Annotated in this window: 12 protein-coding genes and 1 pseudogene; 4 read left to right on the forward strand and 9 right to left on the reverse strand. The window is 69.9% G+C overall.

The window, feature by feature from the left end; genetic code table 11:
- Positions 1-35: 35 nt before the first annotated feature.
- From ispG to dxr, 3 genes are read right to left on the reverse strand one after another with little or no spacing between them, the layout of a single operon-like run.
- Positions 36-1,208: a flavodoxin-dependent (E)-4-hydroxy-3-methylbut-2-enyl-diphosphate synthase gene (gene ispG, locus QXH22_RS03440; protein WP_306241357.1), complete on the reverse strand. Its 1,173-nt coding sequence runs from the start codon at positions 1,206-1,208 to the stop codon at positions 36-38.
- Between the two features lie 20 nt (positions 1,209-1,228).
- Complete coding sequence (locus QXH22_RS03445) at positions 1,229-2,443, reverse strand: RIP metalloprotease (RefSeq protein WP_306241358.1); 1,215 nt, start codon at positions 2,441-2,443, stop codon at positions 1,229-1,231.
- 19 nt (positions 2,444-2,462) lie between these two features.
- A complete protein-coding gene (dxr, locus tag QXH22_RS03450; RefSeq protein ID WP_306274929.1) occupies positions 2,463-3,674 on the reverse strand; it encodes a 1-deoxy-D-xylulose-5-phosphate reductoisomerase in 1,212 nt (403 codons plus the stop codon).
- A gap of 131 nt (positions 3,675-3,805) precedes the next feature.
- Between dxr and QXH22_RS03455 the strand changes: the two genes are divergently transcribed.
- From QXH22_RS03455 to QXH22_RS03470, 4 genes are all read left to right on the forward strand, one after another.
- Entirely contained in the window at positions 3,806-4,477 is a 672-nt protein-coding gene (locus tag QXH22_RS03455; RefSeq protein ID WP_306274930.1) for a fasciclin domain-containing protein, read from the forward strand.
- 146 nt (positions 4,478-4,623) lie between these two features.
- On the forward strand, positions 4,624-6,354 hold the full coding sequence (locus QXH22_RS03460) for a cytochrome c biogenesis protein DipZ (protein WP_306275954.1): 1,731 nt from the start codon (positions 4,624-4,626) through the stop codon (positions 6,352-6,354).
- A 78-nt stretch (positions 6,355-6,432) separates the two neighbouring features.
- Positions 6,433-7,008: a fasciclin domain-containing protein gene (locus tag QXH22_RS03465; RefSeq protein WP_306274931.1), complete on the forward strand. Its 576-nt coding sequence runs from the start codon at positions 6,433-6,435 to the stop codon at positions 7,006-7,008.
- 113 nt (positions 7,009-7,121) lie between these two features.
- Positions 7,122-7,376 carry a DUF2631 domain-containing protein gene (locus QXH22_RS03470; protein WP_306244301.1) on the forward strand — a complete coding sequence of 85 codons (255 nt, stop codon included), beginning with the start codon at positions 7,122-7,124 and terminating at the stop codon, positions 7,374-7,376.
- Here QXH22_RS03470 and QXH22_RS03475 read toward each other — a convergent pair.
- The 6 genes and pseudogenes from QXH22_RS03475 to QXH22_RS03500 all read right to left on the reverse strand — a co-directional run bounded on the left by QXH22_RS03475 (position 7,369) and on the right by QXH22_RS03500 (position 15,562).
- Positions 7,369-8,172 (reverse strand): DUF4097 family beta strand repeat-containing protein, encoded by an 804-nt coding sequence (locus tag QXH22_RS03475; protein WP_306274932.1) that lies wholly within the window; start codon positions 8,170-8,172, stop codon positions 7,369-7,371. The two genes, QXH22_RS03470 and QXH22_RS03475, sit on opposite strands and share 8 nt — an antisense overlap.
- 26 nt (positions 8,173-8,198) lie before the next feature.
- Complete coding sequence (locus tag QXH22_RS03480) at positions 8,199-8,681, reverse strand: histidine kinase (protein ID WP_306274933.1); 483 nt, start codon at positions 8,679-8,681, stop codon at positions 8,199-8,201.
- Between the two features lie 26 nt (positions 8,682-8,707).
- Entirely contained in the window at positions 8,708-9,577 is an 870-nt protein-coding gene (locus QXH22_RS03485; RefSeq protein ID WP_306274934.1) for a cytochrome c biogenesis CcdA family protein, read from the reverse strand.
- Between the two features lie 2 nt (positions 9,578-9,579).
- Positions 9,580-10,092: a protein disulfide oxidoreductase gene (locus QXH22_RS03490; RefSeq protein WP_306274935.1), complete on the reverse strand. Its 513-nt coding sequence runs from the start codon at positions 10,090-10,092 to the stop codon at positions 9,580-9,582.
- A 261-nt stretch (positions 10,093-10,353) separates the two neighbouring features.
- A pseudogene (gene rlmN / locus QXH22_RS03495) lies at positions 10,354-11,449 on the reverse strand (23S rRNA (adenine(2503)-C(2))-methyltransferase RlmN).
- Positions 11,450-11,488: 39 nt separating this feature from the next.
- A complete protein-coding gene (locus QXH22_RS03500) occupies positions 11,489-15,562 on the reverse strand; it encodes a PE family protein (RefSeq protein ID WP_306274936.1) in 4,074 nt (1,357 codons plus the stop codon).
- Positions 15,563-15,638 lie beyond the last annotated feature (76 nt).

A 15,638-nucleotide genomic window follows, 5' to 3' on the forward strand; every position in this document is an offset into this window, starting at 1 on the left:
TGGTGCGTACCGGGGGCCAGTTAACTTGGCCCCTATCAGCTTACGGTCACAATAGGCGAACCGCTCGCTGCCGTCCCGGGATCGTCTTCGGTTTCCAGGCCCATTTCCTCGGCGAGCCGCATCGCTTCCTCGATCAGCGTCTCGACGATCTGCGCTTCGGGCACGGTCTTGATCACCTCGCCCTTGACGAAGATCTGGCCCTTGCCGTTGCCCGACGCCACTCCGAGGTCGGCTTCGCGAGCCTCGCCCGGACCGTTGACGACGCAGCCCATCACCGCGACCCGCAGCGGCACCTCCAGGCCGTCCAGGCCGGCGCTGACCTCGTTGGCCAGCGTGTAGACGTCGACCTGGGCCCGTCCGCACGACGGACACGACACGATCTCCAGCTTGCGCGGCCGCAGGTTCAGCGACTCCAGGATCTGGGTGCCGACCTTGACCTCCTCCACCGGCGGCGCCGAGAGCGACACCCGGATGGTGTCCCCGATGCCACGCGAGAGCAACGCACCGAAGGCCACCGCGGACTTGATGGTGCCCTGAAATGCCGGACCGGCCTCGGTGACGCCGAGGTGCAGCGGGTAGTCGCACTGCGCGGCCAGCTGCTCGTAGGCCGCCACCATCACCACCGGGTCGTTGTGCTTGACGCTGATCTTGATGTTGCCGAAGCCGTGCTCCTCGAACAGCGACGCCTCCCACAGCGCCGACTCCACCAGCGCTTCGGGGGTGGCCTTGCCGTACTTCTGCATGAACCGCTTGTCCAGCGATCCCGCATTCACCCCGATGCGGATCGGGATACCCGCGGCGCCGGCGGCCTTGGCGACCTCCCCGACGCGGCCGTCGAACTCCTTGATGTTGCCCGGGTTCACCCGCACCGCCGCGCAGCCGGCGTCGATGGCCGCGAAGATGTACTTCGGCTGGAAATGGATGTCGGCGATGACCGGGATCTGGCTGTGCCGGGCGATCTCGGCCAACGCGTCGGCGTCTTCCTGCCGCGGGCAGGCCACCCGGACAATGTCACAACCAGCCGCAGTCAATTCCGCGATCTGTTGCAGCGTCGAGTTGACGTCATGGGTCTTGGTCGTGCACATCGACTGCACGGAAATCGGGTAGTCGCTGCCGACGCCGACGTCGCGGACCATGAGCTGACGCGTGGGACGCCGAGGAGCGAGCGTGGGCGCCGGTGGTTGCGGCATACCCAGGCCAATGGTCACTGTGTTTCGCCTTCTCTCTATTACTGGAAGAGCCGGATCGGGTTGACCAGGTCAGCGGTGACCGTCAACAACATGTAGCCGACCACGAAGATCAGCACCACATAGGTCGCCGGCATCAGCTTCAGATAGTTCACCGGCGCGGCGGCAACCTTGCCGCGGGCCGTACGGATCGAGTTGCGGATCTTCTCGAAAACAGCCACGGCGATGTGGCCGCCATCAAAAGGCAGTAAAGGCAACAAATTGATGGCGCCCAGCACGAGGTTCAGCTGGGCCAGGAAGAACCAGAACGCCACCCACAACCCGTGGTCGACGGTGTCTCCGCCGACGATGCTGGCACCGACCACGCTCATCGGCGTCTGGGGGTCGCGCTGTCCGCCGCCGATCGCGTGGAAGAGCGCCCCGACTTTGGTCGGGATGGCGGCCAGCGACTTGCCGACCTCGACAGTCAGCTGGCCGGCGAACGCGACGGTGGCCGGCGCGGCCGACAGCACGTTGTAACGGGTGGGTTCATTGCGCGGAGCGCCGACACCGATGGCGCCGACGTTGGCCGGCTCGAGTTTGTTGTCCTGTCCGGTGGGGACATAGCGGCGGGTGGATTCGACAGTGACGTTGGTGGTGATCGTCTTGCCGTCGCGCTCGACGACGATCGGCACGCTGCCGTGCATCTTGCGCACCGCCGTGGCCATGTCCTCGAACGTGCTGACCGGGGTGTCGCCGACCTTGACGACGACGTCGCCGGGGCGCAGTCCCGCGAGCGCCGCGGGCCCCGGGCCGTCACACTTGTCGAGCTTGCCCTGGCTGACTTCCTGAGCGACACAACCGGTTTCGCCGACGATGGCCTTCGTGGACGGGTGCAGATTCGGCAGACCCCAGATCAACGCGATCGCGTAGAGCAGCACCAGGCAGATGACGAAGTTCATACCCGGACCGGCGAACAGCACGGCGACCCGCTTCCAGGTGGCCTGCTTGTACATCGCGCGGTCCTGCTCGTCGGGAGCCAGCTCCTCGACCGGGGTCATACCGGCGATGTCGCAGAAGCCGCCCGCCGGGATGGCCTTGAATCCGTATTGGGTCTCGCCGCGCTGGGTGGACCACAGCGTCGGGCCGAAGCCGACGAAGTAGCGGCGCACCTTCATGCCGGTGGCGCGGGCGGCCCACATGTGGCCGCACTCGTGCAGTGCGACCGAGATGAGGATCGCGAGTGCGAACAGCACAATGCCGATAACGAACATCATCTGTCTGTTACGACCTTTCTCACGCCATGCCCGAGACTCTGACCGCCGCCGGTGCCGAGCTTGCTGCCGCGATCGCACGTTGCGCTCGCTCACGGGCCCAGCGCTGCGCCTCGAGTACGTCATCCACGGTAGCTGGTGACGCGGCCCATTGGTCGGCAGCGTGCAGCACGTCGGCAATAGTGGCGACGATGGCAGGAAACCGGATGCGTCCGGAAAGAAACGCCTCTGCCGCTTCCTCATTCGCCGCGTTGTAAACGGCGGTCAGGCAGCCTCCGGTTCCCCCGGCCTGTCGCGCCAGCTCGACGGCCGGGAACACCTCGGCGTCCAGCGGCTCGAATTCCCAGGTAGAGGCGGTGGAGAAGTCGCAGCAGGTGGCCGCCCCCGGCACCCGGTGCGGCCAGCCCAGCGCCAGTGAAATCGGCAACTTCATGTCCGGAGGGCTGGCCTGGGCGATCGTGGAGCCGTCGGTGAAGGTCACCATCGAATGCACGATCGACTGCGGGTGTACGACGACCTCGATGCGGTCGTAGGGAATGCCGAACAAGAGGTGGGTTTCGATGAGTTCGAGCCCCTTGTTGACCAGCGACGCCGAGTTCAGGGTGTTCATCGGGCCCATCGACCAGGTGGGGTGGGCGCCGGCCTGTTCGGGGGTGACGTGCTCGAGGTCGGCGGCCGGCCAGCCCCGGAACGGTCCCCCGGAGGCGGTCAGGATCAGCTTGGCGACCTCGTCAGGGGTGCCGCCGCGCAGGCACTGAGCCAGCGCGGAGTGTTCGGAGTCGACCGGAACGATCTGCCCGGGCCGAGCCGCGCGCAGCACCAATGGGCCGCCGGCGACCAGAGACTCCTTATTGGCCAGGGCCAGCCGAGCGCCCGATTCCAGCGCGGCCAGGGTCGGCCGCAGGCCCAGCGCCCCGACCAGCGCATTGAGGACGACGTCCGCCTCGGTCTCCTGCACCAACCGGGTGACGGCGTCAGGGCCCTGGAATGGGATGTCCCCCGCCCGCTCGGCGGCGCCGGCGTCGGCGACGGCGATGTTGGTGACTCCGGTCTCGGCGCGCTGACGCAGCAGCGTGTCCATGTTCCCGCCCCCGGCGGCCAGCCCGACGATCTCGAACCGGTCCGGGTTGGCCGCGATAACTTCCAGCGCCTGGGTGCCGATGGAACCGGTGCTGCCCAGCACCAATACGCGTACCCGCTCGACGGGAGCCTGCCCGTCACCCGAGAAAGTCACCCACCCATTGTGCCGTCTTTTCGAAATCGCACCCATCCGTGATCGCCGCCACTCCGAATGACTTCATGTACGGCACCAATGGCGGCGTCGGCCGTCAGTTCAAATTTGTTTCCTAACAAAGGAATTGACACGTGATGAATACTCAGGCCAAGTCAGTGGCAGCAGCGGCTCTCGCGGCGATCGCGATCGCGGGTGTCGCCGGCTGTTCCAACAGCAAGCCCGCATCCCAGGGCACCAGCAGCGCGACCTCCGCGAGCGTGTCGGCGACTGTGAGCTCCGCACCTTCGTCGGCCAAGGCTGACCCGGCCGCCGACCTGATCGGCCCGGGCTGCTCGGAGTACGCGGCCCAGAACCCCACCGGACCCGGCTCGGTGGCGGGCATGGCGCAGGACCCGGTGGCGACCGCGGCGTCGAACAACCCGATGCTGACCACCTTGACCTCGGCGCTGTCCGGCAAGCTGAACCCGCAGGTGAACCTCGTCGACACGCTCAACAGCGGCCAGTACACCGTCTTCGCGCCCACCAACGCCGCGTTCGACAAGCTGCCGGCAGCCACCCTCGACCAGCTCAAGACCGACGCCAAGCTGCTCAACAGCATCCTGACCTACCACGTGGTGAACGGTCAGGCGAGCCCGGCCAAGGTGGCAGGCACCCACAAGACGCTGCAAGGCGCCGACGTGACGGTGACCGGAGCCGGCAACGACCTGAAGGTCAACAACGCGGGGCTGGTGTGTGGCGGCGTGCACACCGCGAACGCCACCGTCTACATGATCGACACGGTGCTGATGCCCCCGGGCCAGTGACATCGCGTCTATCAGGACAAGGCTTTCTGGACAAGGCAGCCCACCTCAGGTGGGCTGCCTTTTTCTTGACGGATTTCCCTAGCCTTTCCCTGGCCTTTCCCTGGAGTTGAACCAATCCGGGACCGCCGCCGTGACGAATGACTGACATGTGGACCCTGGCGCTGATCGGCTTTATCGGCGGTTTGATCACCGGCATCTCACCGTGCATCCTGCCGGTGCTGCCGGTGATCTTCTTCTCCGGTGCGAACAGCACCTCGCGCGAAGCACCGGCCGAAGGTGCGGTGGCGGTCAAACACAAGGTGAATCGATCGGAGGCGACCCGCCCCTACCGGGTGATCGGCGGGCTGGTGCTCAGTTTCAGCGTGGTGACCCTGCTCGGCTCGGCCTTGCTGTCGGCGCTGCACCTGCCGCAGGACGCCATCCGCTGGGTGGCGCTGGTTGCGCTGGTGGCAATCGGGGCCGGTCTGATCTTCCCCCGTTTCGAGCAGCTGCTCGAGCGGCCCTTTTCCCGTATCCCACAGAAGCAGATAGCCATGCGCGGCAACGGTTTCGGGCTCGGACTGGCGCTGGGTGTGTTGTATGTGCCGTGCGCGGGGCCGGTGCTGGCCGCGATCGTGGTGGCCGGGGCGACCGCGCGGATCGGTGCCGGCACAGTGGTGCTCACCACCGCCTTCGCCGTCGGCGCCGCCTTGCCGTTGCTGTTCTTCGCGTTGGCCGGCCAGCGAATAGCGCAGCGGGTGAGCGCATTTCGGCGTCGCCAGCGCGAGATCCGGATCGGCGCCGGGATCGTGACGATCCTGCTGGCGGTCGCGCTGGTGTTCGACCTGCCGGCCGCGCTGCAGCGCGCGATTCCCGACTACACGGCGTCGCTGCAGGAGCGGGTCGGCGGCTCACCTCAGGTGCAGGAGAAACTCGGCGGAATCGTCACCGATCAGAACGTCGCGTTGTCCAATTGCACACAAGGCGGCACCAAGCTCGAAAACTGCGGGCCCGCACCGGATCTGCGGGGCATCACCGGGTGGCTGAACACCCCGGGAAATCAGCCGATCGCGCTGAAGTCCTTACGCGGCAAGGTCGTTCTGATCGACTTCTGGGCCTATTCCTGCATCAACTGCCAACGGGCCATCCCGCACGTGGTCGGCTGGTACCAGGCCTACAAGGATGCCGGCCTGGAAGTGATCGGCGTTCACACCCCGGAGTACGCGTTCGAGAAAGTGCCGGAGAACGTGGCCAAGGGAGCGGCGGATCTGGATATCAAATACCCAGTGGCGCTGGACAATAACTACTCGACGTGGACCAACTACCGCAACCGGTACTGGCCGGCCGAGTACCTGATCGACGCCAATGGCACGGTGCGGCACCTCAAGTTCGGCGAGGGCGGCTACGACGACACCGAGCAGCTGATCCGACAGCTCCTCAGCGATGCCAGGCCGGGCGTCACGCTGCCCGGGCCGGTGGGTGCACCCGACCTCACGCCGAAGGCGATCACCACGGCCGAAACCTATTTCGCCGTCGGCAAAGCCGTCAACTACGGGGGCGGCGGCGAGTACGACGAGGGCACCCAGACGTTTCGCTATCCGCCCACCCTGGCGGCCGACAGCTTCGCCCTGAGTGGCCCGTGGGCGCTGGACTACCAGGGCGCCACCGCAACCGGCGACGATTCGGCCATCAAGCTCAACTATCACGCCAAGGACATCTATGTCGTCGTCGGCGGCACCGGAACACTCACGGTGACCCGAAACGGCAAGCCCACCAGCATGGCGATCGACGGGCCGCCGACCTCGCGCCAGATCGTCGCCGATCCACGTCAGGGTTCGGGCACCATCGAGGTGCGTCCCAGCAAGGGACTACAGGTTTTTTCCTTCACTTACGGCTGACACCCGTCCGGACGCTGTCCGGCTCCGAATCAAAGATGACAAGGGTCCGTCCCACTCACCACGAGGAGCGAACTAACCATGAAGAAAACATCAATGGCAGCAACCGGTTTCGCGGTAGCGCTGATGTCGTGCGGCGTAGCGCTGGCTCCCACGGCAGCGGCGAGCGACCTGGTCGGTCCTGGATGTGCGGACTACGCGGCGGCCAACCCCACCGGCCCCGCGTCGGTGCAGGGCATGTCGCAGGTTCCGGTCACCGAGGCGGCGGCCGCCAACCCGCTGCTGACCACGCTGACGTCGGCGCTGTCCGGCCAGCTCAACCCGCAGGTCAACCTGGTCGACACGCTCAACAGCGGCCAGTACACGGTGTTCGCACCGACCGACGCCGCGTTCGGCAAGCTGCCGCCCGCCACCATTGACCAGCTCAAGACCGACTCGAACCTGCTGACCAGCATTCTCACCTACCACGTGGTCAGTGGGCAGGCCAGCCCGAACCGGGTGATCGGCACTCACAAGACGTTGCAGGGCGCCAACGTCACGGTCACCGGCATGGGCAACAACATCCGGGTCAACAACGCCAATGTGGTCTGCGGCGGCGTGTCGACGGCCAACGCGCAGGTCTACCTGATCGACACGGTGCTGATGCCCCCGGCGTAATGCCTGCAGCCACGTTGCGGCGATCCCTCCGGGTGGAGTGCTGACCGCAGGCCAACGGCCTGTGCCAGAATGTTCAGGCAGTGTCAGTCCGAGTGACAACCGGAGGGATCGCCGTGGCCAGTACTGAGGTAGAGCCGTTTGCCGGCGTCGACGAGGCCGAGGTGCCGTCCGCGCGCTGGGGATGGAGCCGCATCAACTACCGCACCTGGCACGCCGTCGGGATCTTCGTCGTCATCTTCCTGCTGGCAATGCTGCGCGGTAACCACGTCGGCCATGTCGAGGACTGGTTCCTCATCGGATTCGCCGCGCTGTCGCTGTTCGTCCTGGTGCGCGACATCTGGGGTCGCCGGCGCGGCTGGCTCAGATAGCCGGTGCAGCGGCCGGGTCGCGATGGATGTGTACATCGCCGGAGCCGCTGCGGACTTGTAAGACAAGCGTTTCATCATCGGCTTGCGGACCGTCCGCCGCCGTCAGGCGGTTGGTGACGCTGCCGGAGCCGGTGACGATGTCGAACCGGACGGCCGTGCCTTCCGGAACGCCGACCGCAACCTCACCACTGCTGGTGTGCGCCGATACGACGCCGCGGATGCCCGCCTCTACGATCACGCCTCCCGACGCGGTCCGCGACCTGACGGCGCCACGCACGGTGTCGACCGACAGCGATCCGCTGGCCGCCTTGAACCTCAGCTCGCCGTCGAGGTTCTCGACGCGCACCGCACCAGAGGACGTGGCGATCGATGCGTAGCCTTCGATCCGCTGCACGGACAGCGAGCCGGAAGCGCTGGTGCTCTTCAGCTTTCCGGTGACCGCGTCGATGTCGATGTCGCCGGCGGCGGCCGCGACCCGCACGTCGCTGTAGTCGCCTTCGGCGCGCAGCTCGGCCGTTCCCAGCGTGGCGGACACCCGGGAGCCAGACGGCAGTGCGATGTCGATCTGCACGGCGCCGCCCCGGTGTCGCGCCCGCTTGGGCGTGGAAACCGTCAGCCGGCCGTCACGGAAGTCGACGCGGACGTGTTCGGCAGTCCACACGTCGGCGTCGCACGTGTCGTCGTCCGGGCGCACCTGTACGGAGGTGTCGGTGCGATCGGTCGCCGTGAGCCGCACCGACCCTGTTCCGGCTGCGACTCGGACGCTGATGGGATCAGGTGTGGTGAATAAGGACATGGTGGTCTCCTCGGTGTTCAGTGTGTTCAGCGCGCCCAGCCGGTGAGGCGGTGCGCATTGCGGTGTGTGGACCGGCCGCCGCCCGCGGCGGTGGCCGCGGCTCGTACCAGCCAGCTGTTCAGCGAGGCGCCCTCGCGGCGCGCCGCCGCTTCTACCGGAGCCCGCAGGCCTTCCGGCAGGCGGAGGGTGACGCGCCAGGTGGCGCCGTCGTCGTCGAAAGGCGGGACGACCACCTGCTCGTCGGGTCCGTCGACGCTCAGCTCCTCCGGCGCGGCGCTTACGACGAACTCCGGGTCGCGGCCTCGCAACCGAAGTTCGACCGACCCCGGTGCCAGCTCGCCGGTGATTTCGTCGGCGGCTGCCGAGAGAGCTTCCAGCAGCGCCAGCCGCAGGGCGGACTCCAGCGTGGCGGTCAACCGCTCGGCCAGATCCTGCGCGTCGGTGCCGGCGGCCGATGCGGCCACCGTCAGCTCGTCGCGCACCGTGTCGATATAGGGCTGCAGATCCACACTGTCATAATGACACCATTGTGGTGTCACACACAACCATGTGTAGTGTCACGGCCGCGTCGCCGTCGGTACCAGGTGCCCGCCAACACGGCCGCCAACGCCACGGTCAGTGCCACCACCCATGGCAAGCCACCGTGCTCGTGCACCCAGCCGGCAATCGCGCCCTGCACGCGAGCGGCGGCGGCGATCACGGCGTCATCAGGGTTGCCCTTGGCGTCGAACAACCGCACTTCGTACACCCCGTAATAGGTGACATACGCCCCCACCAGGACCAACAGCACGCCGCTGAGGCGATTGACGAACGGCAGGACCGTCCGCATCCTGGCGACCAGCGTCGAGCGCGCGGTTGCGGCCGCGACCGCCAACGCGCCCACGACCAGCGTCAGACCCGCGATGTAGGAGGCGTATACGGCCACACTGCCGAGTACCGAGCCACCGCGCAGTCCGGCCCCGGTGACCGCCAGGAACGGTCCGACCGTGCATGACAGCGAGGCGATCGCGTAGCTGATCCCGTATCCGTAGAAGGAACCCAGCCGCGCGCTCGGCGCCCACCGCGGGCCGAACGGTGCCAGTGCCGTCAGTTCCCGGCCGGACAGCAGCCAGCCGCCGAGCGCAATCAGCATCACGCCTATCACCACCGTCGCGTAGGGCAGGTAGCGCTGCACGGTGGTGGCCGCCGAGATGGTCAGCGCGCCGAACACGCCGAAGACCGTCATAAACCCCAGCGCCATTCCCAGGGTCGCGGCCAGCGCTCGGCCGGCGGCGGTGACTGGGCCGACTGGCTGCCGTCCCCGGACGACCAGCAGCAGATAGGCAGGGAGCATGGCGAATCCGCACGGGTTCAGCGCTGCCACCAGTCCGGCGGCGAAAGCCAAGCCGATGAGGGCGTCGTTCACCCTCAGGACGTCAGCGCCGCGACCCGGCCCTGCAGATCCTGCTGCGAAATGGCCGAGGTGGTGTTGTTAACGAAGGTGGAGGACCCGTCCGCTCGGTAGAAGACCCAGGCGGGCTGCCACGGGACGTTGTAGCGCGCCCAGATCGCACCGTCGGCGTCATTGAGGTTGGTGAAGTTCAGGCCGTATTTAGACACGAAGCCCTGCATCTGCCCGACGTCCGAGTGGGCCGCGATGCCGACGAATGTGACGCCCGGGTTCGCGGCGGCGACCTGGCTGAGGCCGGGCGCCTCGGCGTTGCAGAACGGGCAGAACGGCGTCCAGAACCACAGCACCGCCGGCTTGCCCTGCAGGGTGGCGCCGTTGAACGGGGCACCGCTGAGGGTGGTTCCGGTGAAATTCAGCCGATCGTCGGCGGCGACCGCGCGCGGAGCGACAGTCAGCCCGAGCGTCAGAGCGACCGCGGCTGCGGCGGTGAAGATCTTCAGCAGGGACAGCAGTTTCATGACACACCTCATTCGCCGGCTTTTGCTTTGAGCACGTATGGCCAGCGGGGAAAGGTTCAAAACCTTGCGGCATCTGGGCGGCGGGGGCTCACTCAGACTGCGACATTGGCGGCCGCTACTCGCGCTTTCGCTGCAGATTTGCAGGCTCAACGAGCTGCCCTACCCGCCTTCGGCGGCCAGCTGTCCGCACCGCAGGCACAATCGCGTGCGCTCCAGCTACCCGCCTTCGGCGGCCAGCTGTCCGCACCGCAGGCACAATCGCGTGCGCTACAGCTACCCGCCTTCGGCGGCCAGCTGTCCGCACGCGGCGGCGATCTCGCGGCCGCGGGTGTCCCGCACCGTGCACGAAACACCCTGCGCGCGAACACGTCTCACGAACTCGCGCTCCACAGGCTTCGGGCTGGCATCCCAGTCGCTGCCCGGGGTCGGGTTCAGCGGGATCAGGTTCACGTGCGCCAGTGCGCCCAGCGCCCGATGCAGCAGCTTGCCCAGCAGGTCGGCCCGCCAGGGCTGGTCGTTGACGTCGCGGATCAGCGCGTACTCGATCGAGACCCGCCGGCCGGTCACGTCGGCGTAATAGCGGGCCGCCTCCAGCACCTCGCTGACCTTCCACCGGTTGTTGACCGGCACCAACGTGTCGCGCAGTTCGTCGTCGGGCGTGTGCAGCGACAGCGCCAGCGTCACCCCGAGCCGCTCGTCGGCCAGTTTGCGGATCGCGGGGGCCAGACCCACCGTCGACACCGTCACCGAACGCGCCGAGATCCCGAACCCGGACGGCGGCGCCTCGGTGATCCGCCGCACCGCGGCCACCACCCGGGAGTAGTTTGCCAACGGCTCCCCCATGCCCATGAACACCACGTTCGACAAACGGTCACCGAAGTCGTCGCGTAGCGCCACCGCCGCGGCCCGTACCTGCTCGAGGATCTCGGCCGTCGACAGGTTGCGGGTCAGCCCGCCCTGCCCGGTGGCACAGAACGGGCACGCCATGCCGCAGCCGGCCTGCGACGAGATACACACGGTGTTGCGCTGCGGGTAGCGCATCAGCACCGACTCGACGGTGGCGGCCATCGCCCGCCCGCCACAACGTCTTGCGCGTCTGGCCGGCATCGCAGGTGACCTCGCGTGCGGCGGTGAGCAGCACGGGGAACATCGTGGTCGCGACGGCATCGCGCACCGCCGCGGGCAGGTCGGTCATCTGGTGCGGATCGGCGATCAGTCGTCCGTAGTACTGGTTGGCGAGCTGCTTGGCGCGAAACGCCGGCAGGCCCATCTCCGCGACGGCCTCCGCGCGCCCGGCCGCATCCAGGTCGGCCAAATGCCGCGGCGGCTTGCCGCGGCGGGGCGCCTCGAATACCAATTGCTGGACCATGACCCGTCCAGTCTGTCACGCCGAATCAGGTGCGAAAGCTCACACAGCGCCGCCGTCGCCGCCGGTGCCACCGGCGCCGCCCCTGCCACCCCGATCGGTGTCCGGAGAAATCCCGGCAGCACCGGGGCCCCCGGAGCCGCCCGGATACTGGCCCCGGTAACCGGACCCGCCGGCAGCGCCGCTTCCCCCGGAGCCGCCGCTGCCCCCGTAGGACCCGCGGCCACCGCCGCCGTCGCCGCCGGTACCTCCTGCACCGCCCCCGCCGCCGTCACCACCGGGAGCGTCGCGACCGGCGCCGCCCACACCGCCCTGACCGCCGGTACCACCGTCGCCGCCGCTGGTACCGATCGCCACGGAACTGCCGCCGTTGCCACCCCGTCCGCCGACGCCGCCGTCGCCACCGGGACCGTTGTTGCCGACGCCGCCGATGCCACCCTGACCGCCGCCGCCGCCGGAGCCGCCGTTGTTGAAGTTGCCGCTGGCGTTGCCGCCCACGCCACCGGCGCCACCTGCGCCACCGTTGCCGCCGGGACCGTTGTTGCCGGTACCCCCGGTACCGCCCCGCCCGCCGTCGCCGCCGTTACTCGGGTCGCCGGTCGCGCCGTTCCCCGCCCCGCCGGTGCCACCTGCGCCGCCGTCGCCGCCGGCCCCGGCTGTGCCGTTCCCGCCGCGACCGCCGGCACCGCCGGTGGCGCTGGTTTCGAAGCGGCTCGAGGCAGAGATTCCGCCGGTGCCGCCACCACCCCCGTCACCACCGTTGGCACCGGTTCCGCCGACGCCGCCGTTGCCACCGACGCCCGCCTGGGGACCGTTGAGGACGGCGCCGCCGCCGTTGCCGCCGCGGCCGCCATTGCCGCCGTCACCGTCAACGGCCGTTACACCGTCTCGGCCGACGGTGGAGCCCGTGCCGCCCTTACCGCCATACCCGCCGCTACCGCCGTCGCCGCCGCGGCCGCCAGTCCCGCCGGCCGCATCCCCCTCGGGGAAGAAGCGGGATGTGTAGTCGGCGCCGTTGCCACCGCGCCCGCCGTCACCGCCGTCACCGCCGCGGCCGCCGTTGCCGCCGTCACCACCAGCACCGGTCCGGCCATCGCTGAACGACCCACCTGCTTGGGTCCTGCCGCCGAGGCCGCCTGCTCCGCCGTCCCCGCCGGCCCCGCCGTCACTCCCGCGGACACCGGCCCCGCCGTTGCCACCGTCGCCACCGTTGCCGGTGCCGGCCGAACCCTGCCGACCGGCGCCGCCGGCCTGGCCGGCCTGACCCTGGCCGCCGAAACCGCCGTCGCCTCCGTCCCCACCGTTGCCGCCCAGCGCCCCGCCCATGCCTCCGGCCCCGCCGGCGCCTCCGACCCCGCCATCGGTGCCAGATGCGGTGGCGTTGCCGCCGTTTCCGCCGGCCCCGCCGAGGCCGCCGTTGCCATAGAGCCCGCCATCGCCACCCGCCCCGCCGGCGCCGCCTGCGCCGGGGAAGTTCGCGTCCCCACCGCGGCCGCCGTTGCCGCCGTTACCACCTGCGGTCAGCGTTGTGCCAGCGGCACCGTCCGACCCTCGGGTCGAGCCACTACCGCCCGTCCCCCCGGCGCCGCCGACGCCGTTGTCGCCGCCGTGGCCGCCGCGGCCGCCGGACAGTCCAGTTCCTCGAGTGGCATCGCCACCATGACCACCGTCACCAGCCAGCCCGCCCGCACCACCCTTACCTCCGGCACCGCCCACACCCTGGGTGCCATCGGCGTATCCGACCGCCTGCGCCCGGCCTCCCATACCGCCGGCGCCACCGACTGCGCCAGTACCACCAGCACCGCCGTTGCTGCCGTCTCCCCCGTTCACGTCGCCACCGGCTACCCCGTCGGCGCCGGTGACGCCGTTGCCGCCCGCTCCGCCTGCGCCGCCTCTGCCACCGGCCCCGCCGTCGCCACCGGCACCGGCCAGCGCTCCGCCCTTGCCGCCGGCCCCGCCGACACCACCGGCACCACCATTGCTGCCGTCCTCGCCGGGCGTTCCCGGGGTGTCGCCGCCCGACCCCGGGCGGCCGGCCGCGCCATTGCCACCGGCACCACCATGACCGCCGTTGCCGTAGAGCCCGCCGTCACCACCGGCCCCACCGGCCGACCCCCGCCAGCCTTCGCCCGACGCGAACGTGTTCGTGGCATCGGTCCCGCGGCCTCCGTCGCCTCCGTTCCCACCGATGGTGGGCGTCGCCCCTGCACTGCCGTCTGCACCTCGCGCCGAGCCGCCGCCGCCGCTACCGCCGGCCCCGCCCGCACCGTTGTCGCCGCCGCGCCCACCGGCGGCCCCGTCACCGAATAATGAGCCCCCAGCATTCGGTAGGCCGTCGGCGCCGCGGCCGCCGTCGCCGGCGGTCCCTCCGGACCCGCCCTTGCCTCCTGCCCCGCCCACACCCTGGGTGCCGTCGTGGTAACCGGCGGCCAGCGCGTGACCGCCGAGCCCACCACTACCACCGGATCCGCCCACGCCGCCCACGCCACCGTCACCGCCGGCGCCGCCGGTTCGGGAACCCGGGGTGTTGGGGCCGACGCCGTCAGCGCCGTCTGCGCCGTGAGCGCCGGCACCACCGGCGCCGGCCGCACCGCCGGCACCCCCGTGACCGCCGTCGCCAGCGAGGGTTCCGCCACTGCCGCCCGCACCGCCGGCACCACCGTCCCCGCCTGTCAGGCCGTTCCCGCCGGAGGCACCTGGTGCGGCAGCGGCCGTGCCGGTGGCGCCGACCGCGCCAGTGCCGCCATCGCCACCGGTACCCCCGTTGCCGTAACGCCCACCACCGCCACCGACCCCGCCAGTTCCGCCCTTTCCGCCGAAGGTGGTCGCGTCCGCGCCGCGGCCCCCGTTGCCGCCGTCACCGCCACTGGTCGAGTTCACGCCGTTCGAACCGTGGGCACCCGGGGTCGCGCCGACACCTCCGGCGCCGCCTGCGCCACCCATGCCTGGGTCACCGCCGGAGCCACCGGCCCCACCGATACCCGTGCCGCTGCCCGCAAATGTTCCTGTCGCGCCGCTACCGCCATGACCGGCAGCTCCACCGGCGCCACCGGTTCCGCCCGCACCGCCGGCACCCTGGCCGCCCAGGAAACTGATCAGACCACCATCACCGCCCGCTCCACCGACCCCCCCGGATCCGCCATCGCCGCCGTTGCCGCCCTGGCCGCCGGCACTACCGAGAGCCGTCCCGTCGGCGCCGGACCCGCCGGCACCCCCGGCGCCGCCCACGCCACCGAGACCTCCGGCGCCGCCCGCGCCGATCAACGACCCACCGCGTCCACCGATACCGCCATTGCCGCCGTCGCCGCCAACACCACCGGACTGCCCGGCCCCAGCCAGTGCGCCGTCGCCACCCGACCCTCCCCAGCCACCGGCGCCTCCCGCGCCGATCAACCCCGCAGATCCTCCCGCCCCGCCGTTGCCCCCGGTCAGGCCCTGCCCACCAGCTCCGCCGGCCCCACCGCCCCCGAACAGTTGGGCGTACCCGCCGGCACCGCCGGCGCCCCCGCTGATCGTGCCCGCACCACCGGCGCCTCCGCTGCCGCCGTTGCCGAACAACATCCCGCCCCGTCCGCCGATACCGCCGGCACCGCCCGAGCCGGAAGCCCCGCCGATGCCGCCCGCACCACCGGCGCCGCCGTTGCCGAACAGACCCGCCGCCCCGCCCGCGCCTCCGGGCCTGCCGACCGCACCCGAGCCCCCGTCACCACCATTGCCCCACAGCAGGCCCCCTGCCCCACCCGCCTGGCCGGTGCCGGGGGCTCCGGCGGTTCCGTTGCCGATCAGAGGACGCCCCAGCAACGTCTGGGTCGGCGCATTGATGAGGTCCATGGCGTTGAATGCCTCGGCTGCCGCATAGGAGCCCACGCCGGAGGTGAGCGTCTGAACAAACCGCTCGTGAAACTCCGCCACCTGCGCGTTGACCGCCTGGTATTCCTGCGCATGCGCACCGAATAATGCCGCGATCGCTGTCGACACCTCGTCCGTTCCGGCGGCCAGCACCGCAGACGTCGAACCCGCAGCCACCGCATTCGCGGCCGTAACGGAGGCCCCGATACGGGCCAGGTCCGAAGCCGCGGCGCTGGCCAACTGCGGCGCTACACGCACAAAAGACATCGCGACCTCCGAGCACCCGATTCAGGAAGATACTGTCGCCGCGATCCTGACCAGCGGATACGCCGAAGTCAACGGC

It is taken from the genome of Mycobacterium sp. TY814 (assembly GCF_030755175.1).
In the GTDB taxonomy this organism is placed as follows: domain Bacteria; phylum Actinomycetota; class Actinomycetes; order Mycobacteriales; family Mycobacteriaceae; genus Mycobacterium.

Bases quoted from the DNA above. Each gene is read 5' to 3' on its own strand.
- QXH22_RS03445 (WP_306241358.1), bottom strand. From the start codon at position 2,443: ATGATGTTCGTTATCGGCATTGTGCTGTTCGCACTCGCGATCCTCATC.
- QXH22_RS03460 (WP_306275954.1), top strand. From the start codon at position 4,624: ATGTGGACCCTGGCGCTGATCGGCTTTATCGGCGGTTTGATCACCGGC.
- QXH22_RS03465 (WP_306274931.1), top strand. From the start codon at position 6,433: ATGAAGAAAACATCAATGGCAGCAACCGGTTTCGCGGTAGCGCTGATG.
- QXH22_RS03475 (WP_306274932.1), bottom strand. From the start codon at position 8,172: ATGTCCTTATTCACCACACCTGATCCCATCAGCGTCCGAGTCGCAGCC.
- QXH22_RS03490 (WP_306274935.1), bottom strand. From the start codon at position 10,092: ATGAGGTGTGTCATGAAACTGCTGTCCCTGCTGAAGATCTTCACCGCC.
- QXH22_RS03500 (WP_306274936.1), bottom strand. From the start codon at position 15,562: ATGTCTTTTGTGCGTGTAGCGCCGCAGTTGGCCAGCGCCGCGGCTTCG.